The sequence below is a fragment of the Pseudomonas siliginis genome (assembly GCF_024072275.1).
Classification (GTDB): Bacteria; Pseudomonadota; Gammaproteobacteria; order Pseudomonadales; family Pseudomonadaceae; genus Aquipseudomonas; species Aquipseudomonas siliginis.
On the sequence record NZ_CP099598.1, the window covers coordinates 2239459 to 2264063 of the forward strand.

Genomic DNA, 24605 nt, shown 5'->3' on the forward strand with positions numbered 1-24605 from the left:
ACGCGAGAGTGCCAAGATGTTTGGCATGAATAATCACAACGACACAAGCCACGGTTCAGTGCTGCGTTTCGGCCCCTACGCCTTTCATGTGCGCCAACGTCTGGTCCTTGAAGGAGAGCAGCCGTTGCGCATGGGCGGGCGCGCCATGGACATCCTTCAGGCGCTGCTCGAACACGCGGGTGAGGTGGTCAGCAAAGAGCAGTTGATTGCTCGGGTATGGCCGACCTCGGTCGTCGAAGAGATCAACCTGCGGGTGCACATTGCGGCGTTGCGCCGCGCACTGGGTGACGGCGTAAACGGGCAGCGTTTCATCATTCACGTGGCGCACTGCGGCTACAGTTTTGTCGCCCCGGTGGAGCAGGGCACCAGTGATGCGCTGACCATGCCCGCTGCCGCGCTCATCCCTCTGCACAATCTTCCGGCACGACTGACGCCAGTCAGTGGGCGCGACGCCCTGATTGGTGGTCTGGTTCGACAAATGCCGGTATGCCGCTTGATGACGATTACCGGTGCGCCGGGTGTTGGCAAGACCACAGTGGCATTGCGCGTGGCGGAATTGCTCCTGCAATACTTTCGCGATGGCGCCTGGTGGGTCGACCTTGCCAGCCTCGAAGATGACATTCCATTGCTCGAGCGCCTGTTGCACACCCTGAAGACAGACTTTTTCGCACTGACCGGCCGGCACGCCTTGTTGATCCTGGATAACTGCGACCACCAGCGCGACAGCTGTGCGGCACTGGTGGAAACGCTGTTGCATGCTGCGCCTCGCCTGTCGATTCTGGTCACCGGCCGCGAAGCCTTGCAAGTCGCGCAGGAGACCGTTCATTACGTGCCGCTGTTGGCGATTCCCAAGCGCTCGACATTGAACACCGTCGAAGAAGCCATGGGCTATCCGGCGGTGCAGTTGTTCGTCAATCGCGCGCGGGCACGGCAGCATGGCTTCTGTTTGCGTGAGCAGGATTTGCCAGGTGTGCGCGAGATCTGCCGTCAACTGGACGGTCTGCCGCTGGCGATCGAGCTCGCCGCTGCGCAGATCGACGCGCTGGGCTTGATCGGCTTGCAGGCACAGGTTGAAAACGGCCTGCAGTTGCTTGGCCAAGGCCGGCGCACCGCGGAACCGCGCCATCAGTCGATGGCCGCTGCGATCGATTGGAGCTTCCAGTACCTGACGGAGATGGAACAGCGTGTGCTGCTGCGTCTGTCGGTATTCAGCGCGGGCTTTACCCTGGAGGCCGCACTGAGTGTGATCAGCAGCGCGGATCTGGCGGGTTCCAGACTGTCCGCGATAATCGAAGGGTTGGCGCGCAAATCGTTGCTTGTTCGAGAACCCAACCGTGCGACGGCCCGCTATTGGATGCTCAACACCGTGCGCCGCTATGCTCGTGATCAGTTCGAGCGCAGTGACGACAAGTTCGAACTGAAACAGCGCCATGCGCGCTATCTCAGCAGAACGCGCAACGCTTCAGGCCGGGCACTGCTCGTGGAGGCTGTCGAGTAGCAGGCGGACCTTGCGCAAGTCCGGTGTGGCGTAGCCTTCGGTGAAGCGCTGGTAAATGGGGCTGAGCAAATCCCATGCTTCGCGATGGCGGGACTGGCGCTGCCATAATCGGGCGAGGTCCGTGGCGCTGCGCAGTTCCCAAGCGAGGGCGCCCTGGCTTCTGGCGATGGCCAGAGTTTGTTGCAGGGTTTGTTCGGCTTCTCGGGTTTCAGCGGTGTCTGAGCGGGCCGATTCGCGAGCAGGCTCGCTCCCACAGGATGAACCCTTCAACAATGCCGCCGCCCGCGCCCGCAATATCTCCGCTGCACTCCATCCCGCATCGCCATTGCGCGCGCGCTCCACCAGTGCATCATCGACAAAACGCTCATCCAGCGTAACCATCACTTCCCGAATCAGACCGCTGCTCTGTGCTGGTACGGGCATGGCATTATCCGGATCGATCACCTGCGCATACTGCCGGCCCCAGTTATTGAACAGCAGCACCGAGTGCTTCTGCGATTGTTCCAGCAGCAACTGCAGCAGCGCGCGGGCGTTTACATGGTCGCCGTTGTAATGAGCGATCAGACAACTGGCCAGCGCCAGGGTGTAACAGATCGATGTGCCGTGATTGATCTGCACGGCGATGTCCAGCGCCTGCCGTGCGGCGCGCCAGGCTTGCTCGGGCAGACCCTGCAACCACAGCACTCGGGCCAGTACTGTCAGCGAAGCGACGCTCTGGTCGTATTGCACGCCAAAACCATGGGTGAAACGATTGAGATGGCCGCTGTGGGCCATGCGTTGCAGCACCTGCTCGGCATGTACGCGTGCCTGCGGCTGGTCGCCGGCATAATGCAGGGCCAGCACGCGCAAGCGATGTGTGCTCAGTGACAGCAGCGGTTCGCCGTGCAGGCCGATGCGGTCGAATTGCTCACTCTGGGCCAAAGCCATGCGGTAATGCCCGCAACTCAGATTGACCGCCATGTGCCCCGATATCGCACGCAGTTGCCCGGCCAGATCGCCGTGTTCCTCGGCCAATTGGCAGGCGTCGACGAAGGCCTGAATAGTTTGTGGCGTGCCGCCCCAGGTGTGATAGCTGGTGCTACCGAGCGCCAGTTTCAAGGCGATTTGCAGGCGAGGGCAGGGCGGTAGCAGCGAGTCTGCTGGCGAAGCCTCCAGCAGACTCAGTGCCCGGCGTACATAGCGGCTGTAATCGCGCAGCAACGACAGCTCCTGCCACAAAGGCGCCGACGCGGCTGCCAGTTGCACCCCCAGCTCATCCGGTCCCGGGCCGTTGAGGCTCCAGTCCAGCGCCGCGCGCAAATCCTCCAGGCCCCGGGCATAGCGCTCCATCCACAATACAGTCGGAGTATTGTCCCAATCCGCCTGCGCCTGCTGCATCAGTGTCAGGCAGCGCTCGGCGTGGCGTTGGCGGGTTGCGCTGAGCTCGTCGGCCTGCTCGAGTTTTTCCAGTGCGTAGTGGCGGGTAGTGTCGAGCAAGCGATAGAAAACATCTTCGTCGCCCACTTCGACGCTCAGCAGGGATTTGGCCACCAATTGCGTGACTGCGGTGAACACCGCGCCGGGATCAATCTGTTGGCCGATGATCACCGCTGCCGCCGAGGCGAGGGTGAAGCTGCCGCGGAAAATCCCCAGTCGCCGCAGACAGGTTTGCTCGCAGACGTTGAGCAGGTTGAAACTCCAGTCCATCGTCGCGCGCAGGGTCAGGTGGCGTTCGGCGCTGCTGTGGTGTCCGGCCGACAATGGCGGCAAACCCTCGCGCAATTGCTTGAGCAATCCGTCCATGCCCAATTCGCTGACCTGCGCGGCGGCCAGTTCCAGTGCCAGCGGAATGCCGTCCAGGCGCTGGCAGATTTCGATCGCTTGCGGCAGCTCGGCGTGGCTCAGTCGGAAGTTTTCCCTGGCTGCGGTGGCGCGCTCGACAAACAACTGCATCGCAGCAAAGCCCAGTGCCTGGGCCGGCTCCATCGGGGTCGACATGGACGGGCATTCGAGCGATTCCAGACGCTGCACGAACTCACCCTCAGCGCGCAGGCTCTCGCGGCTGGTCGCCAGGATATGCACCTTTGGTGCCCCCCGCAGAATCTGCTCGCTGAGCGCGGCGACCGCATCAATCAAGTGCTCGCAGTTGTCGATCACCAACAACATTTGCTGTTCTCGCAGGCCGTCGACCAGACCAGCCTGCGCATCGCCTTCAGCTGCGGACAGATCAAGCAGCGTCGCCAGATGCGAGCCGATCAGCGCGGGATCGGCGATGGGCGCCAGATCCACCAGGCGGATGCCGTCGCGATACTGGTCGAGCAATTGTTCGGCGACGCGCAGGGCGACGGTGGTCTTGCCAATGCCGCCGGGGCCGACCAGAGTGATGCAGCGTCGGCGCGGCAGTTGCGTAATCAAGTGATCGATCAGGGGTTGGCGACCAATCATCCGCGTACGACGCAGCGGCAGGTTGTGCCGGGGCGCGGCGACCGCAGGCGTTGCTTCGATGCTGTCGAGCACGAACGGTGCGACAAAGCTGTAGCCGCGCTGCGCCACGGTGACAATGTAGCGCTGGCCGTTCTGCCCGTCGCCAAGTGCTTTGCGCAGCGCCGCCATGTGCACGCGCAGGTTGATGTCTTCAACGACGCTGTCTGGCCAGACCCCGGCCATCAATTGCTGTTTGCTCACCACTTCACCGGCATGGGCCAGCAAAATCAGGAGGATGTCCATCGCCCGCCGTCCCAGGCGCAAAGGCTGTTGGCCTTCAAGTAGCAATCGTTGCCCGGGATGAATCCGATAGGGGCCAAACGCAATGGCCTGATTCGGGGAAAAACTCAACAGCGCGCTCCTGCGGTGATGCGGCGGACAGGGCGAATCAGTCCCTGGCGCAAGCGCAGGCCGTCTGATCCGGGGTGTCCGGGCATAATCCTCAGGTTTGAGCATCAGTGCAACGGGTGGCGTAACGGCAGCAGTCAAAACACCGCAGGCTGCGCTGCGGTGTTTTTCGGTTTATCCATGACTCGACAGCGCCAGGCGAAGGGATTGATGCCCTCGCTGCGGGTGAACATGTGGCAGAAGTGCGCCTGATCGCAGAAGCCGCATTCGAGGCTGATTTGCGTCAGGCTCAAGTCGGTGTGCTGGATCAGCAACTTGGCCCGGGCCAGGCGCTGGGCGCGGATCCAGTCCTGTGGCGACAGGCCGGTGCTGCACTTGAATGCGCGGGAGAAATGACTGCGTGACAGTGCACATGCCCGGGCCAGTTCAGCCACTTCGAGGCTTTCGCCCAAGCGATCCAGGATCAACTGTTTGATCTGGCGTTCGCGCTGCGGACTGAGTCCGCCAGTCGTGTTTTTACGCGGTTCGCTGGCAGGGGCGAGGGCGACGGATTGCTGTAGATAAGCCATGGCCAAGGTCCGTGTCGGTGGGGAAGGCACGGTCGGCGCATTCCCTCAGGTCAAAAAAGCAACGCTGCGCAGAGGGCTTCATTGTTGGGCGATGCCTTGAGACTGACGAGTTAATCGTTGTTAATTTCCTCGCTCAGGCTGGAACTCAGCACATCCTTGCAAGTCAGCGCCCGGCGCTTTGCGCGACGATGTCGACAAAGCACGGCCGCCGTTGGCCAGGTTCAAAGGGGAATGCAATGAAAAGCTTGGTGAAAGCGGCAACGACGCTGGCGGTCGTGCTGGCAATGTCCGGCGCCATGGCGCAGGCACCGCAGGTTGGCACTCAGGCGCCGGGTTATTTCCGGCTGGCTGTCGGCGATTACGAAGTCACCGCGTTGTTCGACGGTTACAACGATTTGTCGCCGAAGTTGTTGCAGGGCATGAGCCAGAGTCAGATTCGCGCGCTGCTTGCGCGCCGTTCGATTGAAACCCCTGGCGTGCAGACGGCGTTCAATGCCTTTCTGGTCAACACTGGCAAACAACTGATTTTGGTCGACACGGGCGCAGGGCAGTGCATCGGCGCCACCGCAGGCCAACTCTCGGCCAACATGCAGGCCGCCGGTTACAAGCCTGAACAGGTCGACACGATTCTGCTGACGCACCTGCACCTCGATCACGTCTGCGGTCTGGTCGACGCCGAAAAGAAACCGGTGTTCGCCAACGCCACCGTGTTTGCAGCCAAAGCCGAGGCCGACTACTGGCTCGATCCGGCAGCGCTGGCCAAGGCCCCGGCGGGCGCAAAAGAGTTTTTCAAGATAGCCCGGGACTCTACGGCGCCCTATGTTGCCGCCGGTCGCTTCAAGACGTTTGCCGCCGGGCAGTCGCCACTGCCGGGACTGGTCGAAGCAACCCTGGAAGCCGGCCACACGCCGGGCAGCACCACATATCGCTTCAATTCGCAGCAGCAGAGCATCGTGTTCATGGGCGATCTGGTGCATAACCTGGCGGTGCAGTTTTTGCACCCGGAAGTGTCGATCGGTTTCGACGTCAACAGTCAGCAAGCGATCAGCAGTCGTCAGGCAGTGTTCAGTGCTGCGGCAGCGAGCAAGACCTGGGTGACGGCAGCGCATCTGCCGTTCCCGGGCATCGGCCACATCACCGCCGAGGGCAAACATTTCCAATGGGTGCCGGTGGAGTACGGCCCCTACAAACGCGCGGCGAAAGTGCCATTGATCGAGTAAAGTGCCCAACGCCTGTGGCAAAAAGCGTCTGACACCGATAAGGAAACCACACCCATGAACCGTAACGATCTGCGCCGCGTCGACATGAACCTGCTGGTGATTTTCGAAGCGCTGATGTTCGAAAAGAATCTGACCCGTGTGGCGGAAAAACTGTTCATGGGCCAGCCGGCGGTCAGTGCTGCCCTGGGGCGCTTGCGTGATCTGTTCGACGATCCGTTGCTGCTGCGCAACGGTCGCGGCATGGAGCCGACAGCGCGGGCGCTGGCGATCCTCAAGGAATTGCAACCGGCAATGGACGTGATTTCCGGCGCAGTCAGCCGCGCCAAGGAGTTCGAACCGGCCAGCAGTTGCGACGTATTTCGCATCGGTCTGTCGGACGACGCCGAGTTCGGTCTGTTTCCACCGCTGTTGCGCCAGCTTCAGCAGGAGGCGCCGGGGATCGTCGTGGTGGTGCGCCGCGCCAACTATCTGTTGATGCCGGCGTTGTTGGCCTCTGGAGAAATTTCCGTGGGCGTCAGCTACACCACGGATCTGCCTGCCAACGCCAAGCGCAAGAAGCTGCGTGATATTCCCTGCAAAGTGCTGCGCGGCGACGACCGTCCGGGGCCGTTGACCCTGGACGAATATTGCGAACGTCCGCATGCAATGGTGTCGTTCTCCGGTGACCTGAGCGGCAATATCGATCTGGATCTGGCCAAGATCGGCCGTTGCCGCCGAGTCGTTCTCGGCGTACCGCAGTTCAGCGGTTTGCGCGCCTTGCTCGCCGGTACCGAGATGATCGCGACGGTGCCGGACTACGCCGCCTGTGCCTTGGTTGAAGGCTGCGCCCTGCGTGCCGAAGATCCGCCATTCCCGATCGATGCCGCGCAATTGTCCATGGCCTGGAGCGGGGTGCATGACAACGACCCGGCAGAGAAATGGCTGCGCTCGCGCATTAGCCAGTTCATGGCGGCGCCGCTGGATATTCCGGCGCTTTAACCGCCCTCGATTACACAAGCAGTTCTCCTGTGGCAGCGAGCCTGCTCGCGAAAGCGGTGTGTCAGTTAGTGTGGATGTGACTGGCCTGACGCAATCGCGAGCAGGCTCACTCCCACATTGTTTTTGTGGCGGTCTGCAAATTGAATGCACGCCGCCAATCCCTGTGGGAGCGAGCCTGCTCGCGAAAGCGGTGGGTCAGTTAGTGTGGATGTGACTGGCCTGACGCCTTCGCGAGCAGGCTCACTCCCACAGAGAAATTCGGGGCTGACCGGGCTTTGTGATTCGGCACATAGACTTGTGGGAGCTGGCTTGCCAGCGATTGCGGTGGGTCCGTCAAAGAAGGTGGTGGATGTGCCGACCAATCGCTGGCAAGCCAGCTCCCACAGGGATTCGGGGTGGAATGAACATTGTTGGTCACCACAAAAACCTGTAGGCGCGAGCCTGCTCGCGAAAGCGGTGTGTCAGTTAGTGTGGATGTGACTGACCTGACGCCTTCGCAAGCAGGCTCACTCCCACATTGTTTTGTGGCTGGCGGCAGAACATCAAAGACCTGAAAAGCAACTAAGCACACCCATCCAATTTCTCCCGCGCCGGCCTTGGCATGATTCCCGTCAATGACATTCAAAGGGTCGGGTCATGATTGCTACGAGGGATGAACAGGCGCGCGACATCGGGTTGCTGTTTCTGCGAGTCAGCGGCGGGTTGTTTCTGTTGTGGGTGCACGGCTTGCCGAAGTTGCTGGACTTCACCGCGCAGCTGCAACTGATCGAAGACCCGTTCCACCTCGGCGCTCACCTGACCCTGATCCTGGCGATTTTCGCCGAAGTCCTCTGCCCGTTGCTGATCGTCGCCGGTGTGCTGGCGCGATTGGCTTGTTTGCCTATTCTCTTTGTACTGCTCGTGGCGCTGCTGGTCGTGCATCCGCAATGGAGTGTGGCTGAAGGGCAGTTTGGCTGGTTGCTGTTGATTCTTTTCACCACCGTATTGATTGCCGGGCCGGGACGGCTGGCGATCCCTGTTCGTTTGCCCGGAGTGCTGCGTTATGCCTGAAGTCCTCAATTCACAAGCACCGGGGGCCGATGAGACCGTCACGTTGATCATCAAACACTCGGTCAAAACCGGTTTCGAATCGGCGTATGAAGCATGGCTGCGCAATATCGTGCGCGTCGCCGGGCAGCGCGAAGGGCATTTGGGTGTCGACGTGGTGCGCGGCAAGCGCGGGCGTCTGGATTTCTACACTTGCGTATTGCGCTTTAGCTCCACCGAAGCGATGCAGGGCTGGCTGGAATCCTCCGAGCGTCAGGCGCTGGTGGCTGAAGCCGCACCGATGCTGGCTGACGGTGATCAGACCGAAGTCGCGCCGGTCAATGAATTCTGGTTCACACCGCTGGCCGAGGCCGGCTCGCCGCCGCCGCGCTGGAAGCAGGCTGTCGTCACACTGTTGGTGATTCTGCCGCACACCCTGCTGGTGCCGCTGATCTGGGGCCCGCTGCTGGCGCTGCATCCGCTTCTGTCCAACTACGTGGTCGCCACGTTCCTGATCACCCTGACCATCGTCCTCTCGGTGGTCTACGTGGTGATGCCGCCGGTCACCCGTTTGTTTACCCCGTGGCTGGAAGCCAGTCAGGCCCACGAACACCTCGATTCCCAAGAAACCTCGCCGCGTTGAGCGGGGTTTGCTTCTTTTCACTTTCGCTTGAGGAACTGCGATGAGCGCCGATCTGATTTTATTCAATGGCCAATTTCATACCGTAGACCGGGAAAAACCACTGGCCAGTGCGGTGGCGATCAAGGATGGCCGTTTCGTCGCCGTCGGTAACGATGCCGAGGCCATGGCCCTCAAGGGCAGCGCCACACAAGTGGTCGACATGAAGGGCCGCTGCGTCATCCCTGGCCTCAACGACTCGCACTTGCACCTGATTCGCGGCGGTCTGAACTACAACCTCGAACTGCGCTGGGAAGGCGTGCCATCGCTCGCCGACGCGCTGCGCATGCTCAAGGATCAGGCCGATCGCACGCCCACCCCGCAGTGGGTGCGTGTGGTCGGTGGCTGGAACGAGTTCCAGTTCGCCGAAAAACGCATGCCGACCCTTGAAGAAATCAACCAGGCCGCGCCGGATACTCCGGTGTTCATCCTGCACCTCTACGACCGTGCGCTGCTCAACCGCGCTGCCCTGCGTGTGGCCGGCTACACCCGCGACACGCCAAACCCGCCGGGTGGCGAAATAGTCCGCGACAGCAACGGCAACCCGACCGGCATGCTGGTCGCGCGGCCGAACGCGATGATCCTCTACTCGACACTGGCCAAGGGACCGAAGCTGCCGCTGGAATATCAGGTCAACTCGACCCGTCAGTTCATGCGCGAGCTCAATCGCCTGGGCCTGACCAGTGCAATCGACGCCGGGGGTGGTTTCCAGAATTACCCGGACGATTACCAAGTGATCGAGCAACTGGCCAAAGACGACCAGTTGACCGTGCGCATCGCCTACAACCTGTTCACCCAGAAGCCGAAAGAAGAGCTGACCGATTTCCAGAACTGGACCGGCAGCGTCAAGTTACATCAGGGCGACGACTACCTGCGCCACAACGGTGCTGGCGAAATGCTGGTGTTCTCCGCCGCCGACTTCGAGGATTTCCTCGAGCCGCGTCCAGACCTGCCGCAGACCATGGAACAGGAGCTGGAGCCGGTGGTACGCCACCTCGTTGAGCAGCGCTGGCCGTTCCGTCTGCACGCCACGTACAACGAATCGATCAGCCGTATGCTCGATGTGTTCGAGAAGGTCAACCGCGACATTCCGTTCAACGGTCTGCCGTGGTTCTTCGACCACGCTGAAACCATCACCCCGCAAAACATCGAGCGCGTGAAGGCGCTAGGCGGCGGCATTGCGATTCAGGATCGCATGGCGTTCCAGGGCGAATACTTTGTCGATCGCTACGGCAAGCAAGCGGCCGAAGCCACGCCGCCGATCAAGCGCATGCTCGCCGAGGGCGTACCGGTTGGCGCTGGCACCGACGCCACCCGAGTGTCCAGTTACAACCCGTGGACCTCGCTGTACTGGATGGTCAGCGGCCGTACCGTTGGCGGTCTGGCGCTTTACGAAGAAGGTTTGCCACGCAGCACTGCACTGGAGCTGTTCACCCATGGCAGCGCCTGGTTCTCCTCGGAGCAGGGCAAGAAGGGCCAGATCCGCGTCGGCCAACTGGCAGACCTGGCGGCACTGAGCGCGGACTTCTTCAGCGTTGAAGAGGAAGCGATCAAGTGGATCGAGTCGGTGATGACCGTGGTCGGCGGCAAGATTGTCTACGCCGCCGGCGACTTCGAAGACCTCGGCCCGCGTTCGATTCCGGTGCTGCCGGACTGGTCGCCGGTAGTCAAAGTCCCGGGCCACTGGCGCCCGAACTCGCCACTGCAGGCGCAGGTTCACCAGTGCAGCGGGCCGTGCGCCGTGCACACCCACAGCCATGAAAAAGCGCGGATGTCGAATGCGCCGGTCAGCGATTTCGCCGGTTTCTGGGGCGCGTTCGGCTGTTCCTGCTTCGCGTTCTGAGTTTGAAAAAAGCGCCGGTCATCAGGGCCGGCGCTTCCCGCAACAACCATCCATCCAGGAGTTTTGCCATGAGCGTTCCTTACAAGCGTCTGAACAAAGATGATGCCGTCGTCCTGCTGGTCGATCACCAGACCGGTCTGATCTCGCTGGTGCAGGATTTCTCGCCGAACGAGTTCAAGAACAACGTGCTGGCACTGGGCGACATCGCCAAGTTCTTCAAGCTGCCGACCATTCTGACCACCAGCTTCGACGCGGGTCCCAACGGCCCGATCGTGCCCGAGCTGCTTGAGCAATTCCCCGACGCGCCGTTCATTCAGCGTCCAGGCCAGATCAACGCCTGGGACAACGAAGACTTCGTCAAAGCGATCAAGGCCACCGGCCGCAAGCAACTGATCATCGCCGGTGTAGTGACCGACGTTTGCGTAGCTTTCCCGACCCTGTCGGCGATTGCTGAAGGCTTCGAAGTGTTCGTCGTCACCGACTCGTCGGGTACCTTCAACACCACCGTGCAACAAGCGGCGTGGGCGCGGATGTCGGCCGCCGGTGCACACCTGATGAACTGGTTCGCTGTGGCTTGCGAGCTGCAAGGCGACTGGCGCAACGACATGGAAGGCCTGGCGCATCTGCTGTCCGAGCGTCTGCCTAACTATCGCAACCTGATCAACAGCTATACCAAGTTCACTGCCAAGTAATCTGGTCGAAAGTCAAAAGCCCCTCACCCTAGCCCTCTCCCGGAGGGAGAGGGGACTGACCGCGTTGTTTGCTAGAGTTGCATCGACCTGCAATACCGAGCCGAGCTCCGCTCTTGAAACGCATGGAGATCGGCTCCCTTTCCCCCCTCGCCCCCTTAGGGGGAGAGGGCTGGGCGGGCGGCGTTCCGATGAGGGGGTGAGCTTTTGATCTTCAAAGTTTCAGATCAGCGTTTTTGCAACCACCCCAAAAAACCACCTTTTTTCACCGCCACCGGTTTGGCCATCAACGCGAGGCGACTGTTCTGCTGACGCACCGCCTGCAACTTGTTCAAGGCCCGGCCGACTTCGCTGCGCTTGTCCATGCACTCACGGGTCAACTGTTTGTCGAGACGATAAATGATGCTCGACGTCAGTGCTGTGAACGTCGCCTGCGACGGTGTATCGGCAAGAATGCTCTGTTCGCCCATGACTTCGCTCGGCCCCATGCGCCCGGCCTCGGTCTGGCCATTGCCGTCCGGCACCGTCGCGCTGACCACGCCCGTGGCGATCACGAACAGACTGTCCGGCACCTCGTCCAGATCCAGCACCACCTGACCGGCCGTGTACTGCTGCGCGACCATCGATTCAGCGAGGCGATCGCGCTCTTCACTGGTCAGCGAACGGAAAATCTTCACCTCGTCCAGCAACGCACGGGCGCGGCTCGACGGTTCGATCACGCCGTCGGGATGGCGCGAAATACCTGCCGCTTCGAGATGGCGGTGGGCGAGGTCGAACAGTTGATTGCGCACTTCGCTCTTCTTGCCCAGCTCAGCGATGAAACCGCTGGCAACGTATTCCGACATGGTTTCGCCGGCTTCTTTGAGTACGGCTTTCGGCGCCGGGCTGAGCAACAGAGAACTGCTGCCCTGCAGAGTGCGATCAAGGGCATCCAATACCCGACGCGGGCGAATGTGGTTCGGCACTTTGATACTGATCGAGACGCCGTGCATGTTGCTCGGCCGGCTGAGATTGACGATTTTCGCCTTGGCCGCCACCGAGTTCGGTACTACGGCCATGGTGCCGGCGCTGGTCAGCAGGTGCGTGGCGCGCCAGTCGATATCGAAGACCTTGCCTTCGACGCCGTCGATCATCACCAGATCGTCCACCTGATACGGCTTGGTGGTGTTGAGGACGATGCCGGAAAACACATCGGCGAGGGTGCTTTGCAGCGCCAGACCGACCACGATGGCGACCACCCCGGAAGTGGCCAGCAGACCTTTGACCGGCAGTTCCAGCACGTAACCGGCCGCCGCGACAATCGCTACCAGAAACACCAGCGCACCGATGACATCCTGCAGCAAGCGCCCGCTGTGACCGATGCGGCGCATCAGCGCCAGGCCGATCACTTCGGTCAGCACCCGTGCTGCGTACAACCACCAGAGAATCCCCAGCGCCGTCGCACCCAGCTGCGCCACACGATCATCGGCGAACAGCGGCGCCTGCAAGGGGCTGACACCGGCATTGATCACCAGCGCGCTGAACGCCAGAAACAGTGCCAGACGCACGCCGACTCGCGGCGCGCGATGGCTGAAGGGCGAGAAATGCCAGAGCGCGGCGTCGAGCAGCAACAGCACAGCGCTCCAGGACAGCAGGTGGGCGTAGAAAAGGGTCATGACCGGTACTCCGCGACGCTGGTGAGAAAAAAGATCGCAGCCTGCGGCGGCTCCTACAGGGAATCGTATTCCAGGGTAGGCGCTGCCGCAGGCTGCGATCTTTTGCTTTTATGGATTCAGATGAGTCTTCAGCTCGGCCGCCGCCTGACGCACCGCCGCTTTGACTTCCGGAATCTGGCTCAGCGGATTGAGCAGGCCGAAGTCATGAATCATGCCGTTGTAGCGCACCGAAGTCACCGGCACGCCGGCTGCATCCAGATGCCGCGCATAGCCTTCGCCTTCGTCACGCAGCACGTCGAACTCGGCGGTCTGCACCAGCGCAGCGGGCAGGCCCTTGAGCTGTTCGGCGCTGGCTTTGAGCGGCGAGGCATGGATCTGCGCACGCTCGGCCGGGTTGGTGGTGTAGTTGTCCCAGAACCACTGCATCATGCCCTTGGTGAGGAAATGGCCCTCGGCAAATTGCTGGTAAGAACCGTCGTCGAATTGCGCATTGGTCACCGGCCACATCAACAGCTGGAAGCGCAGGGCAGGGGCTTTCTGCTCCTTGGCCATCAACGCCACGACCGCCGCCATGTTGCCGCCGACGCTGTTGCCGGCCACCGCCAGACGTTTGCCATCGACACCGATGTCCTTGCCGTGCTCGGCCACCCATTTCGTCGCGGCGTACGCCTGATTGATCGCGGTCGGGTACTGCGCTTCCGGCGATGGCGTGTAATCGACATACACCGCAACAGCGCCAGAGCCGACCACCAGATCACGGATCAGGCGCTGGTGCGTCGGGAAGTCACCTAGCACCCAGCCGCCACCGTGGAAGAACATGAACACCGGCAACTCGCCTTTGACCTTGGCCGGGCGCACCACTTTCAGGTTGAGGGTCTGGCCATCGACCTTGATCGCCTTGTCGCTGACTTCCACACCGGACAGATCAACCTTCACCGAAGCCTGCGCACCGGTCAGCACCGCACGGGCGTCTTTCGGGCTCAGTTGCTCCAGCGGACGACCACCGCCAGCGGCGAGGGCATCGAGGAATGCTTGGGTATTGTGTTCGACGCCAGGGCTGCCAGCGGCGAAAGCGCTGCTGACGGAGAGGGCGAGGAGCGACGCGGCGAGGGTTTTCTTGACGATGTTCATGGTGGAAATCCTTTTGAATGATTTTGATTTTTTTGCCTGAGTTGCGGGCTGCTGTGGCACTGGGTTTGCGGCCTCAGCAACACCGTGAGCACAGATTAATGGGCTGCTGAAAAGCGAAAAAGCGGCTATAAAGCGTTTAACTGTCCACCAGAGAGTGACAATGAACCCGTTCGAAGACATGCGTATTTTTTGCCAGGTCATGGACTCCGGCAGCTTCACCGCTGCGGCCGATCAGTTGGGGCTGTCCAAGCAATTCGTCAGCCGCCGTTTGATGCAACTGGAAGAGCGCCTCGGTGTGCGCTTGTTGAATCGCTCGACCCGCCGCCTCGACGTCACCCCCCTGGGGCAGAGCTATTACGAATCGGCGTTGCGTTTGCTCGGCGAGGTAGAGCAGGTCGAGCAGGGCATCGCCGGCGAAACCGCCGAGCCGCGCGGCACGATTCGCCTCAGCGCGCCGTTGTCGTTTGCCGTGGCGCATCTGGGTTGTCTGCTACCGCTATTCCTGCAGCGTTATCGCGAAGTCACCGTCGAAGTGGATCTGAGCGATCGCCCGGTCGATCTGCTCGGCGAAGGCTACGACCTGGCCCTGCGCATCGGCGTGCTGGAGGACTCGACATTGATCGCCCGACGTATCGCCAGCATCGAACGGGTCTACTGCGCCAGCCCGGCCTACCTCGCCGAACGCGGCACACCACTCAAACCCGAAGACCTGCACAGCCACGACTGCCTGCCTTACGGCCACGGGCGCTCGGTGCAATGGCGTTTCAACGAAGCGCCGGGCAAACCGCTGCTGATCAACGTCGCCGGCCGCATGCGCGTCAACAACGGCGAACTGCTGCGAGACGCCGCGGTGCAGGGGATGGGCATTACCTATCTGCCGACCTTTATCGTCGGCGCGGCGCTGAAGGACGGGCGGCTGGTGCCAGTGCTGGATGATTTGCGCCCGGAGCCGTTGACCCTGTCGGCGGTTTATCCGCAGCATCGCCAGGCTTCGCGGCCGGTACAGGCGCTGGTGGAGTTTTTGCGTGAGCGGCTTAACCAGAGTCATGTGAATCTTTGATAGTGGGGCCTGCTGGGCAAACGGCGTGTTATCGATCGGGCGAACGTCCTACCGTTTTTTCCTGCGATGTCTTTATGGATATTCCTGTCGGGTATGCAAAACGCTAAGTATCTCGATTCGATCCGTCACCTCATAAATCACTACGTAGTTAGGATGTACAACGATTTCCCGGGTGCCGGGAGATCGACCTTTACGGTAGAGATGGGGATGAACGGAGAGTGAGGTTGTGGATTCTTCGATGGATTTCGAGAGACTCACTGCGGCTGCAAAGTTTCTCTCGCCAATGTATCTGAGGATGTTCGAAAGATCGGCCTTGGCTTCGGGACGCCACTCAATCTGCATCGACCTTTTTTCGCATGGATTCGATCAAGGCATGCATGTCCGCCATCACGTCCTCATGGGGGAGACTCGGATGGGGATCATCTCTGGACGCCTGCACCTTGGCTCGCAACCAGCGATCATGACTGGCAGCCTGCTCGTTGTTTTTAAACCCTGAATCGTCGGGAAAGATTTTGCCGTCCATAGTGCCTCCGGGATCAATGCCTGGCAGTCTATTCGGTACAGGGATTGCTGTCGTCGTTGTCTGGATGAACTGCATCTTGGTCGAGCTCCATGAGTACTTGTAGTTCGACAAATCCTAGACTGAGCGCTTCCGACGGCCAACCGACGGAAGATGTAGGAAAACGGTTGGGGTTTCTCGAGTTCCTTCCTTTTTCTGTAGGACTCGCTGAAGAGGACTGCGCAGTGTGATTACAACATTGGAACAACCGCCACCCCGCGTCTGTTCTACACTCACGCCGCTCAATCACGAGCCTCACCCGGAGTATCGCCATGGAAGTGCCCAACCCCAAAACCGCCATCGAAAGCAATCGACAGGCGTGGAACGATTCCGCTCGCCATCATCAGGATTCACCGGACTGGCAGGCATTGCTCAGCGATGTCGCGCAGGGGGAGTTTTGCTGCCTCGATGACACCTTGCGTGGCTTGCTGGACGTCGACGGCAAAGACGTGATTCAACTGGGCTGCAATAACGGTCGGGAGAGCCTGTCGCTGTTTGCGCTGGGTGCGCGCAGTGTCGTCGGCGTCGATCAATCCGCAGCGTTTCTTGAGCAGGCCCGCGAGCTGAACACCCGCTCGCCGCACGATGCTGAGTTCATCGAAAGCGATATCCACCGTCTCCCCGCGTCACTGCATGATCGCTTTGACGTTGCCCTGATTACCATTGGCGTACTCAACTGGATGCCTGACATCGGCGAATTCTTCCGTCATGTCGCGCAGGTGCTGAAGCCGGGCGGCAAGCTGGTGATCTACGAAACCCATCCGTTTCTGGAAATGGTTGATCCACGGGCTGAAGATCCCTACCGCCTCGCCAGCTCGTACTTCCGTGCCGAGCCGTTTGTGCAGCAAGAGCCGATCGTTTACGTAGGTAAAGTCGAGCAGCCGGCGGCAAAGTCGTACTGGTTCGTGCATACGCTGGGCGCGATCTTCAGCGGCGCCATTGGAGCGGGGCTGAGCATTGTGGATTTTAAGGAATATGCGCATTCGAACCGGGAAGAGGTGTATGACTGCTACCTGAACCAGCAGGCGCAGCTGCCGATGTGCTTTAGCCTGGTGGCGAGCAAGGCCTGAGAACTTTTTTTGCGACGGCTGGCCTCTTCGCGAGCAGGCTCGCTCCCACAGGGAAACGCATTCCAGTGTGGCAGCGAGCCTGCTCGCGATGGCGGCCTTGCGACCGCCACATTTCACAAGGCCGGATCAAGCCTGCGCCGCGGCACTTACCACCGGCCGGCCCGGTTTGCGCAGCGGATCCAGGCGTGAGCCTTCATAGCGGGTTTCGCGGAAGAATTTCCAGCGGCCGAACAGGCAGTAAACGTGGGTCACCCGACCTTGTTCCTGATAACCCATGCGGATATGCAGTTTAAGCGCCGGGATGTTGTGGGTTTCACAGACGTCGACCACCTTGGTGCAACCCTGCGCCGCCATCGCTTGCCACAGCGCGACCTGCACGTCCACCGACAGGCTGCTGCCGAAGTAGGCGCGGATCATTTCGCCGCCGAATTCGAAGAACTCGCCGGGTTTGACCGGGAAGGTGCAGCCGTAATAGTGGCGGTCGTGGTAGTCGCGAATGCTGCCCCAGATAAAGCCCACGGCGTGGCCATCGGCGTCCAGGTACATGTGCCCGGTGTGGCCCTCGGCAGCCAGTTCGGCCATGGTGCCGACACGGTCGCCGAAGTGTTTGCTGAACGCCACGGCGTTCTCCGGGGTGATGTCGACTTTGCGCAGGCCTTCATACGGGCGCAGTTTGTGTGGCGGCACCGGGCTGACCAGGTCGCGCTCCATCCACAGCAGTTCCCAGTGGAAGAACACGTAGCGTTTCCACAACGTGCCGACGGTGCGGCCCAGGCCTTTCTGTCTGATGCGATCTTGCACTTTGGTGATGATGCTCATGATGCCCCTCCAGGGTCTTTGCCCGGATGTTGTGGTGAGTGTCGTTACAGCGGTGATTCATTCGAGCGCCGTAGCGCCCTGCGTTTCCTCTCGATTGAGGTCGGCATACGAGACTCGCGCGACGCCTCTCAAACCCTGTTCGATTACCTCGCTCAAAGACTCGCCGGAGTCGAGATAGGCATCACCGAAATCGACGCCGAGGCGGGTCGGGTGGGCGACGATTTCCAGCACGCCGTCGCTGGGGACGCTGGCATTGCGCAGGTCCACCGGGGTGCAGACGTAATCGGCGGTGACCCGCGCCAGACTCTGCAAACGGCCATTGAGCAAACCCTTGAATAGGCGCTTGGGCAACGTGAGGTTGTGCCCGAGGTTGCGCGCCAGCCGAATCGGTACGCCTTGCTCGGCGGCAAACTTCGCGACGACTTCGCCGATCGGCCAGATGTTGTGTACGTGCTGGTGCGAGTCGATATGGCTCGGGCGCATGCCGTGATCGACGCAGCGTTGCCACTGCGCCTGTAACTCGGCGCGCACCGCGTCACGGTCTGCGCGACTCAGCCACAGGCTGTGGCGGGGCAGGTTGAGGTCGAACACGCCGTTGCCATCGCAAAAGGTCCGCCGCCCCAGGATCGCCTGGCTCAGCGGGCGCCCGTAGGTCAGGTTGAAGTGCAGACCGATCCGACCTTGCAGCGTCGGATGGCGGGCCATGGTGCAGGCGGCTTCAAACGCCGGCATGTTGGCCATGGCCGTGGCCGAGCTGATCAGGCCGGCCTGGAAGGCAGCGAAGATCACTGCGTTTTCGTTGGCGCTGAGACCGAAGTCATCAGCGTTGACTATGACTTGGCGAGGCATGGCCGCCCTCCGGAGTGATTGCGACAGGTTGCACCAGTGCTGCAGATTTTTTGTTGGCGCGCCTGGTGCGCCACTGCTGCACGGCGGGCTTGCAGCGATACCAGATGCGCAGCGCCAGACCCAATGCCAGCCCACTTGGGCGCCACGAATAGAAACTCCAGCGCCAGTGTTCCAATTGCCCGGTCATGCGTTCGTGCAGTTGATGGCTGGAGTTTTCCAGGCTGACCCGCGAGGCATCAATCCAGCGCCAGTGCTCGTCCAGGCCCCAGCGAATCCATTCCTCCAGCAACACCCGGCCACTGCCCAGGTCGGCGTACTGCGGCAGGAAGGCGAGGTTGTAATCGTAGAGCCGGCCCTGTTCGAGCAGGCCGAGGCGATAGCTGATGCAGCGGCCGTTCAGCTCGAGCATCACCACGCGTACCAGGCCTTGGCCAGCGAGGGCGGTGAAGGCGCGTTCGATCCATTGGCGACTGCGCGGTGTGGCGAAAATCCCGACGCCTTCATCGCCTTTCCAGCTCACCGCCTCGACTTCGCTGATGGTCTGCAACAAGGCAGCCATGCTCAGCGCATCCGGGGTAATCCGGCGGATCTGCGCACCGCACGCGGCAATCCGTTTGCGTGCCCGGCGCAGTTTGTAGCGCGGGTCGCCGGAGACTTCCTGATGGTCGGCTTCGCTGATCAGATGCACTGGCACCCGGCAGCTCAGGCGTCGCTCGGCCGTGGAACTGCGCGCCATCCATGCGGTGACGGCACTTTCTTCACCCGCAGGCTCCGACAATTCATTGAGTTGCAGCAGCGCATGGGGCAGGCGCTGGCGAATCAACACCAGCGCCTCGTGCATGTCCTCGCCGCCGAGCAACGACAGCAGGGCAAGACGATCAGCCAGTGGATAACCCAAGTGATGCAAGACCCGAAACGGCACGCCGGCGAAGCGCTCGCGGCTGGCTACCAGCGGCAGGCACAGGCGTAGTTCTGCGGCTTCCCAACCGAGCAGAATGTGCAGGCGCTGATCCTCACCCAGAGCCTGTTCCGCCGCACATAACCAGCCGAGATTGTTGAACGGCGTATGGTCGGTCACGCCCAGGCGCAGCGTTTCATACGCGGTTGCCGGGAAGTCGGCGGCGCACAGGGACGTGCGCCATTCGAATCGCATCACCATAGGTTCAGGCCGCCGTTGCGTTGACAGGTGGACGGGAAGTTTTACCCAGCGCCGCCAGGCGCGAACCGCTGTAGCGGGTTTCGCGATAGAAGCGCCAGCGGCCGAACAGCGTGTAGATATTCATGATCCGCCGTTGTTCGGTATAGCTCATGCGCAGATGCAGCTTGAGTGCCGGGATGTTGGTCGACTCACAGACATCGACCACTTTTCGGCAGCCCTGGGCGGCCATGGCTTCCCACAGGCGCAATTGCAGGTCCACCGACAGCTCTGTCCCCCAGTAGGCCCGGGCCAGTTCGCCACCGAACTCGAAGAACTCGCCGGGCTTCACCGGGAATCGGCAGCCGTAGTAGTGCCGATCGAAATAACTGCGCGGCGTGCCCCAGATAAACGCCACGGCATCGCCTTGCTCGTCGACATGCATGTGCCCGGTGTGGCCTTCTTTGGCCAGCTCGGCCATCGTGCCGACACGGTCGCCAAAGTAACGCGCGAAAGCGCTGGCGTTGTCCGCGGTGATCCTGACCACGCGCAGCGGCGGATAGGGTTTGAGCTTGTGCGGCGGCACCGGGCTGACCAGGTCGCGCTCCATCCACAGCAGTTGCTGATGGGAAAAAATGTACAGTTTGCGGATCTTGCCCAAGGTCGCTCGCAGGCCTTTACGACGAATATGTCCGCTGAGTTTTTGCAAAACATCCATGGTCTCTTCTCCTGATGAGGGTGCCATGCGCGGCATCAAGCCCACGCGGCAGAGCATCGAAGGGCGGCTCATGAAGCGCTCCAGCTCAGGGCAAACAGGGTTTGTCCCGGCAGTTCGAAACGCACGCGCCCGTTGTCGCAGGCAAACGGTGCGTCGCGGCTGCGATTGTCGGCGCCGAAGTAACGCAGGGCGCCATGGTTGAGCGGGCATCGGGCGCCGCTCAGATCGACGCGTTGCAGGCGCGTACCTTTGTTCACTCCGAGCAACGTGCGCTGCTCGTCGCCGGCCATCGCCAGCACATCCACCTCAAAGGCATCGTTGTCCAGTTGCAGCACCTGGTGCAGCCAGTGGAGGGCGATGAATTGCTGGGCCAGGCCGACCGGTTTCAGCTCGAAGCGATCGTCGCCCAACACGCGCAACATGCCTTTGGGGTAATGCGGTTCGTCAGCGGCCTGAAACCAGTTGAGCATGCTCAGCAAACCGTCCTGCGAAGCGTTGATCACCACCGAGGCCCACCACAGCGAGGTGTAGTGGGTTTCCTGATCGTAGGGGCTGAGGCTGGAGCCGCTGGACAGGTTGGTCTGATCGAGAAGCAAGGCCTTGCGCGGCTGACCATTGGCGTCGAGGCCGACCAGTTCGGCGGCACGGCGTACGCTGTCGCGGTAGACGCGGGTGGCGAGCAGATCGCGAATCATCCATTCATGCCAGGCCAGTGCATCGACCTGATCGGCTGACTCGCTGAGCAGGCGCCGTGCCCAATCGATTCCGCGCTTGTCCGCCGCGTTATCGGCGAACGGGCCGTTGACCAGTCGCGAACTGGCCGGCATTGCGATGCGCACACCGGCGCGGGCATTCGCCGGGTCGCTGCGCACCTGACGGGCCATGCTGGTGAAAATCGCCTGATATTGCCCGTAGCTGGAATAGTTGAGATTGGGTTCGTCGGCAAAGCCGATGTAGTGCATGCCGTTGCCGCCCAGCGCGCGGGTGCTCGCCAGCCAGGCGTCGAGGCCGCTGTTGCTCTGCACGTCGGCGCGCAGATCGGCCTGGCGCTGACTTCCGGCCAGCAGGGTGATGTCGTTGCGAATGCCGAAGCGCTGCTGATAGACCCGGCGGAATGCGTCTTCGAATTGCGGATTCTGCGCCGTGACGTCGACGAAACTGTAATAGCTCGCCGCCGTCGGCTTCAGCGCATCGAGCAGCGCGTGGCTGGCTGCGGGCGGCATCACATAGGGCAGGGCGATACCGAGATCCGGCGTGCGCCCGAGGACTTTGTCATGCAGCACCAGCCGGACATCTCCGACCTCTTCGCGCAGCGGTTGCAGTTGCTGCGGATTCTGCGCAAACAGATTAGTCGTGCCATCAAGCCAGAACGCCGCTTTGCCGCTGCCCTGCAGTTGCAGGCGCCAGACCTGCTCGCGGGGGCTGACTGGCAACGCGACCTGATCGAACTGCCAATAGGCGCGATAGGGCTTTAGTGCGAGAGTCAGCGCCTGGTGGTCGCCGATCCGCTGCGCCTGTAGCGCGGTGACGCCGCCGTGAAACTTGCCGGCGAGCACTGCATGCTCACCGGCCGCGACTTTGAAATACAGCACGTCGCCATTTTTGCTTTCGGCACTGAAGTGCACTTTGGCCGGGGCAAACAGGGCAACGGTGCGTTCATCGTGTTCGATGCGGTAGTGGCGGAAGCTGTAGCCGGGAATTTCCAGTCGATAACTCGCCGCGCCGGGCAGCAGCGGCCAGGTCTGGCTGCCACGGGTTTCGCTGGCCTTGATCAAGCGTTCGCCGAGCAATTTGCCGCGACCGTCGAGCAGGTACAGTTGCTCTTCGTTGGCATCCGCTTGCCACGCCGGGGTCCAGCGCACGGTCACGCTGTCAGGCTGATCGGTTTGCAGAAACAGACTGCCGTCACGAATCTCGCCCCAGCGCATCGACGCCGCCAAAGCGTCCAGCGACAGGCCGAGACCGAACAGCAGGTACCAGCCTTTCATGCGGGTTTCCTCTGCAGCATCGACCACATCGGCAGCACGTCGCGGGGCAGGATGATCAGGGTTTGCCAGAACGGCACAGCGCTCAAACGGCAATACAGCACGAGCATGGCCACGGTCACCGCCAGATAGGCGATCGATGATGCGGCGGCGGCGCCGACGATGCCGTAGGCCGGAATCAGCACCAGGTTCAGCGCCAGATTGAGCAGCGCGCCGAGGCCCATCAACAACGACACCGTGCCGGGGCGATTCTTGCCCAGCAAGTCCAGGCGCAGAATGCTCGCGTAGCACAGACCCAACAGCCCCGGCAGCAACGCCAGCAGCGCCGGGTACGCCGGTTGGTAGGCAGCGCCAAACAGGGTGACGATCAACCACTCGCCGATCACGGCCATGCTCAAACAGGCGCCGAGCATCACCGTCGCGGTCAGGCGCAGCGCCAGCGGAGTGACCTTGTCCATGCCTTCATCCTGTTGCAGCAGGCGTTTCATCAGCGGTGTGGTCACGGCTTCGGGGACGATCAACAGCAATTCGGCAGCAGCGCTGGCCATGGCGTAATGGCCCAGCGCGGTGCTGCCGAGCAGGGCGCCGATGAACAGGTAATCGGAGCGCAAAATCACTTGCTGGAACAGCAGATCGGGATGGCTGCGCGCGCTGTAGCGCAGCAGCTCCTTCTGGCTGGCGCGATCCCATTGCAGCTGCAATGGCTGCGCCCGCTTCAGCCAGACCCAACCGGCGAGCACCACCAGACTGATACCGGCCAGCCAACTGATCAGCGCTGCCTCCAACGCCGCGCTCTGCCACATCCAGAACAGTGCGACGAACAGCAACAGCGGCGCCAGCGATTCGATCAGGCGCAAGACGTTGAATGCGACCACGCCACCCGAGGCGTTGTGCAGGGTCAGCAGGCCGCTTTTCAGTACGGTCAACGGCACCGCCAGCAGCAACAGCCAGGCGAGCAGGCCCAGTTGCGTGGTCACGTCCAGTTGCGTGCCAAATTCGCGCACCAACGCCACCACCAGCAAAGTCAGCAAACCAGCCAGCAGACAGCCGAACACCAGCACCTGACTGAGCAGCAAACCCATCGGCCGCTGCTTGGCCGCCTGATAACCGACCGCCGAGTTCAGACCGCCGCTGGTGGCCGCGCTGATCAGGTCAGGCAGGGTGCTGAGCAGGGCGAACAGGCCGCGTTCGCTGGGGCCGAGAATCCGCGCGAGCAGGACGTTGCGCAGCAAACGCAAGGCGATCATCGCCAGCTTGGTGCCCATGCTCAACGCGAGGTGCTTGAGGTAGTTGCCTCGGCTCATGGCCGCGCTCCCCGGTAGATCCGCCACGACAGCAATTGCGGATGGCGCGCGGTGCGCTGGCTGACGCCGAAACGCGGCAGGTTCAGCGGATCGCCGTCGCCGCGATAGATCCCGGTGCCGGTGCCCAGCGCAAACGGGTAATCGTGGTCCGCGACCTGCTGGCGAACGCGATCATCGTTGTCGCCGTTGGGGTAGCAATAGACCGGTAGAGGTCGGTTGCAGCCGTTGTTCAATGCGTCGCGGCTGCGGCGGATTTCTTCGCTCAGGCGCGCATCATCGAGACCGGTGAGGATTGCGTGGCTGGCGCCGTGCGGGCCGAACCGCACCAGACCGGAGGCTTCCATTGCCCGCACCTGATGCCAGTCCAGTGCCTGTGGCAGCGAGTCCTTCGGGCATTCGTCGGTGAGTTCTTCCAGCTCCTGCGGGGCCAGGCTTTTGAGCCCTTGCAGGTAATGCAGCAGCGCCAGGCTGCGGCGCTCGACATCGATGTCATCAAGCAGCACCGGCAGCGGATGTTTGCGCGCATGCAGGCATTCGATCAGGTGCATGCGTGCTTTATCGCCATGGCTGCCCCATAGGGTTTCGCCAAGGCTTTCCCACCAGAAGCGCTGGCGGCTGCCGATGAAATCGGTGGAGAGGAAAATGCTCGCCGGCACCTGGTGTTTCTGCAGCAACGGGAAGGCGTTGACGGCGTTGTCACGCCAGCCATCGTCAAAGGTCAGCGCCACCCTTGGGCGTTCACTGCGCAGGGCGTTGGGCTGGAGAATTTCCATCAGCGGCACGCAGTCGAAATGCTTGCGCAGCCACACCAGCAAATGCTCGAACGCTTTCGGTCCGACGCACAGTTCATTGCGGTGCGGCAGGTCGGCGGCGCGGTCATTCGACAGCACGCGGTGCAGCATCAGAATCACCCCCGCGCCCTGCAACTGCTGACGGCCCACCGGCGAGTTGAGATAGAGCCAGCCACTGGTGCTTTTTATCAGTTGTTTGATCGCCATGGCTTCGGT

The 24605-nt window shown here is 61.7% G+C and carries 22 protein-coding genes; 9 read left to right on the forward strand and 13 right to left on the reverse strand.

What is annotated here, in order from left to right:
* Nucleotides 1-25: 25 nt before the first annotated feature.
* Nucleotides 26-1498 (forward strand): ATP-binding protein, encoded by a 1473-nt coding sequence (locus NF676_RS10485; protein WP_252887661.1) that lies wholly within the window; start codon nucleotides 26-28, stop codon nucleotides 1496-1498.
* Here the strand turns inward: NF676_RS10485 and NF676_RS10490 are convergent.
* The gene (locus NF676_RS10490) at nucleotides 1463-4312 is read right to left on the reverse strand and encodes an ATP-binding protein (protein ID WP_252887662.1); all 2850 of its coding nucleotides are present in this window, start codon (nucleotides 4310-4312) and stop codon (nucleotides 1463-1465) included. The genes NF676_RS10485 and NF676_RS10490 overlap by 36 nt on opposite strands.
* A 134-nt stretch (nucleotides 4313-4446) precedes the next feature.
* Nucleotides 4447-4878, reverse strand: a complete 432-nt coding sequence (locus NF676_RS10495; RefSeq protein ID WP_041478577.1) for a helix-turn-helix domain-containing protein — start codon at nucleotides 4876-4878, stop codon at nucleotides 4447-4449.
* Between the two features lie 236 nt (nucleotides 4879-5114).
* Between NF676_RS10495 and NF676_RS10500 the strand changes: the two genes are divergently transcribed.
* From NF676_RS10500 to ycaC, 6 genes are all read left to right on the forward strand, one after another.
* Nucleotides 5115-6098, forward strand: coding sequence for an MBL fold metallo-hydrolase (locus NF676_RS10500; RefSeq protein ID WP_056784490.1), 984 nt, complete (start codon nucleotides 5115-5117; stop codon nucleotides 6096-6098).
* Between the two features lie 54 nt (nucleotides 6099-6152).
* Nucleotides 6153-7076 carry a LysR family transcriptional regulator gene (locus NF676_RS10505; protein ID WP_039762138.1) on the forward strand — a complete coding sequence of 308 codons (924 nt, stop codon included), beginning with the start codon at nucleotides 6153-6155 and terminating at the stop codon, nucleotides 7074-7076.
* Between the two features lie 636 nt (nucleotides 7077-7712).
* Nucleotides 7713-8126 carry a DoxX family protein gene (locus tag NF676_RS10510; protein ID WP_024012430.1) on the forward strand — a complete coding sequence of 138 codons (414 nt, stop codon included), beginning with the start codon at nucleotides 7713-7715 and terminating at the stop codon, nucleotides 8124-8126.
* Entirely contained in the window at nucleotides 8119-8745 is a 627-nt protein-coding gene (locus NF676_RS10515; RefSeq protein ID WP_110646470.1) for an antibiotic biosynthesis monooxygenase, read from the forward strand. The genes NF676_RS10510 and NF676_RS10515 overlap by 8 nt, the downstream gene beginning before the upstream one ends.
* Before the next feature lie 40 nt (nucleotides 8746-8785).
* Nucleotides 8786-10624 (forward strand): amidohydrolase, encoded by a 1839-nt coding sequence (locus NF676_RS10520; RefSeq protein ID WP_042609477.1) that lies wholly within the window; start codon nucleotides 8786-8788, stop codon nucleotides 10622-10624.
* A gap of 68 nt (nucleotides 10625-10692) precedes the next feature.
* Nucleotides 10693-11316 carry an isochorismate family cysteine hydrolase YcaC gene (gene ycaC, locus NF676_RS10525; protein ID WP_016774080.1) on the forward strand — a complete coding sequence of 208 codons (624 nt, stop codon included), beginning with the start codon at nucleotides 10693-10695 and terminating at the stop codon, nucleotides 11314-11316.
* 224 nt (nucleotides 11317-11540) lie between these two features.
* On the opposite strand, the gene NF676_RS10530 is transcribed toward ycaC, so the two are convergent.
* Together NF676_RS10530 and NF676_RS10535 are read right to left on the reverse strand one after the other, a co-directional pair.
* Complete coding sequence (locus NF676_RS10530) at nucleotides 11541-12968, reverse strand: mechanosensitive ion channel family protein (RefSeq protein WP_252887663.1); 1428 nt, start codon at nucleotides 12966-12968, stop codon at nucleotides 11541-11543.
* 108 nt (nucleotides 12969-13076) lie between these two features.
* Nucleotides 13077-14099: an alpha/beta hydrolase gene (locus NF676_RS10535; RefSeq protein ID WP_252887664.1), complete on the reverse strand. Its 1023-nt coding sequence runs from the start codon at nucleotides 14097-14099 to the stop codon at nucleotides 13077-13079.
* Nucleotides 14100-14259: 160 nt separating this feature from the next.
* On the opposite strand from NF676_RS10535, the gene NF676_RS10540 reads away from it, so the two are divergent.
* On the forward strand, nucleotides 14260-15159 hold the full coding sequence (locus tag NF676_RS10540; protein ID WP_041478583.1) for a LysR family transcriptional regulator: 900 nt from the start codon (nucleotides 14260-14262) through the stop codon (nucleotides 15157-15159).
* A 72-nt stretch (nucleotides 15160-15231) separates the two neighbouring features.
* Here the strand turns inward: NF676_RS10540 and NF676_RS10545 are convergent, their stop codons facing one another.
* On the reverse strand, nucleotides 15232-15501 hold the full coding sequence (locus tag NF676_RS10545) for a type II toxin-antitoxin system RelE/ParE family toxin (RefSeq protein ID WP_082228561.1): 270 nt from the start codon (nucleotides 15499-15501) through the stop codon (nucleotides 15232-15234).
* Entirely contained in the window at nucleotides 15491-15682 is a 192-nt protein-coding gene (gene relB / locus NF676_RS10550; protein ID WP_056786779.1) for a type II toxin-antitoxin system RelB family antitoxin, read from the reverse strand. The genes NF676_RS10545 and relB overlap by 11 nt, the downstream gene beginning before the upstream one ends.
* Before the next feature lie 308 nt (nucleotides 15683-15990).
* On the opposite strand from relB, the gene NF676_RS10555 reads away from it, so the two are divergent.
* Nucleotides 15991-16788, forward strand: a complete 798-nt coding sequence (locus NF676_RS10555; RefSeq protein ID WP_252887665.1) for a class I SAM-dependent methyltransferase — start codon at nucleotides 15991-15993, stop codon at nucleotides 16786-16788.
* A gap of 126 nt (nucleotides 16789-16914) precedes the next feature.
* On the opposite strand, the gene NF676_RS10560 is transcribed toward NF676_RS10555, so the two are convergent.
* The 7 genes from NF676_RS10560 to NF676_RS10590 all read right to left on the reverse strand — a co-directional run bounded on the left by NF676_RS10560 (nucleotide 16915) and on the right by NF676_RS10590 (nucleotide 24596).
* Nucleotides 16915-17607: a GNAT family N-acetyltransferase gene (locus NF676_RS10560; protein WP_041478587.1), complete on the reverse strand. Its 693-nt coding sequence runs from the start codon at nucleotides 17605-17607 to the stop codon at nucleotides 16915-16917.
* 57 nt (nucleotides 17608-17664) lie between these two features.
* Complete coding sequence (locus NF676_RS10565; protein WP_041478588.1) at nucleotides 17665-18456, reverse strand: carbohydrate deacetylase; 792 nt, start codon at nucleotides 18454-18456, stop codon at nucleotides 17665-17667.
* A complete protein-coding gene (locus tag NF676_RS10570; protein WP_252887666.1) occupies nucleotides 18428-19615 on the reverse strand; it encodes a GNAT family N-acetyltransferase in 1188 nt (395 codons plus the stop codon). The genes NF676_RS10565 and NF676_RS10570 overlap by 29 nt, the downstream gene beginning before the upstream one ends.
* 4 nt (nucleotides 19616-19619) lie before the next feature.
* Complete coding sequence (locus NF676_RS10575; RefSeq protein ID WP_095179528.1) at nucleotides 19620-20309, reverse strand: GNAT family N-acetyltransferase; 690 nt, start codon at nucleotides 20307-20309, stop codon at nucleotides 19620-19622.
* 68 nt (nucleotides 20310-20377) lie between these two features.
* The gene (locus NF676_RS10580) at nucleotides 20378-22297 is read right to left on the reverse strand and encodes a hypothetical protein (protein ID WP_252887667.1); all 1920 of its coding nucleotides are present in this window, start codon (nucleotides 22295-22297) and stop codon (nucleotides 20378-20380) included.
* Nucleotides 22294-23598 (reverse strand): oligosaccharide flippase family protein, encoded by a 1305-nt coding sequence (locus NF676_RS10585; protein ID WP_252869164.1) that lies wholly within the window; start codon nucleotides 23596-23598, stop codon nucleotides 22294-22296. The genes NF676_RS10580 and NF676_RS10585 overlap by 4 nt, the downstream gene beginning before the upstream one ends.
* Nucleotides 23595-24596, reverse strand: coding sequence for a polysaccharide deacetylase family protein (locus tag NF676_RS10590; RefSeq protein WP_041478593.1), 1002 nt, complete (start codon nucleotides 24594-24596; stop codon nucleotides 23595-23597). Before NF676_RS10590 ends, NF676_RS10585 begins: the two co-directional genes overlap by 4 nt.
* Nucleotides 24597-24605 lie beyond the last annotated feature (9 nt).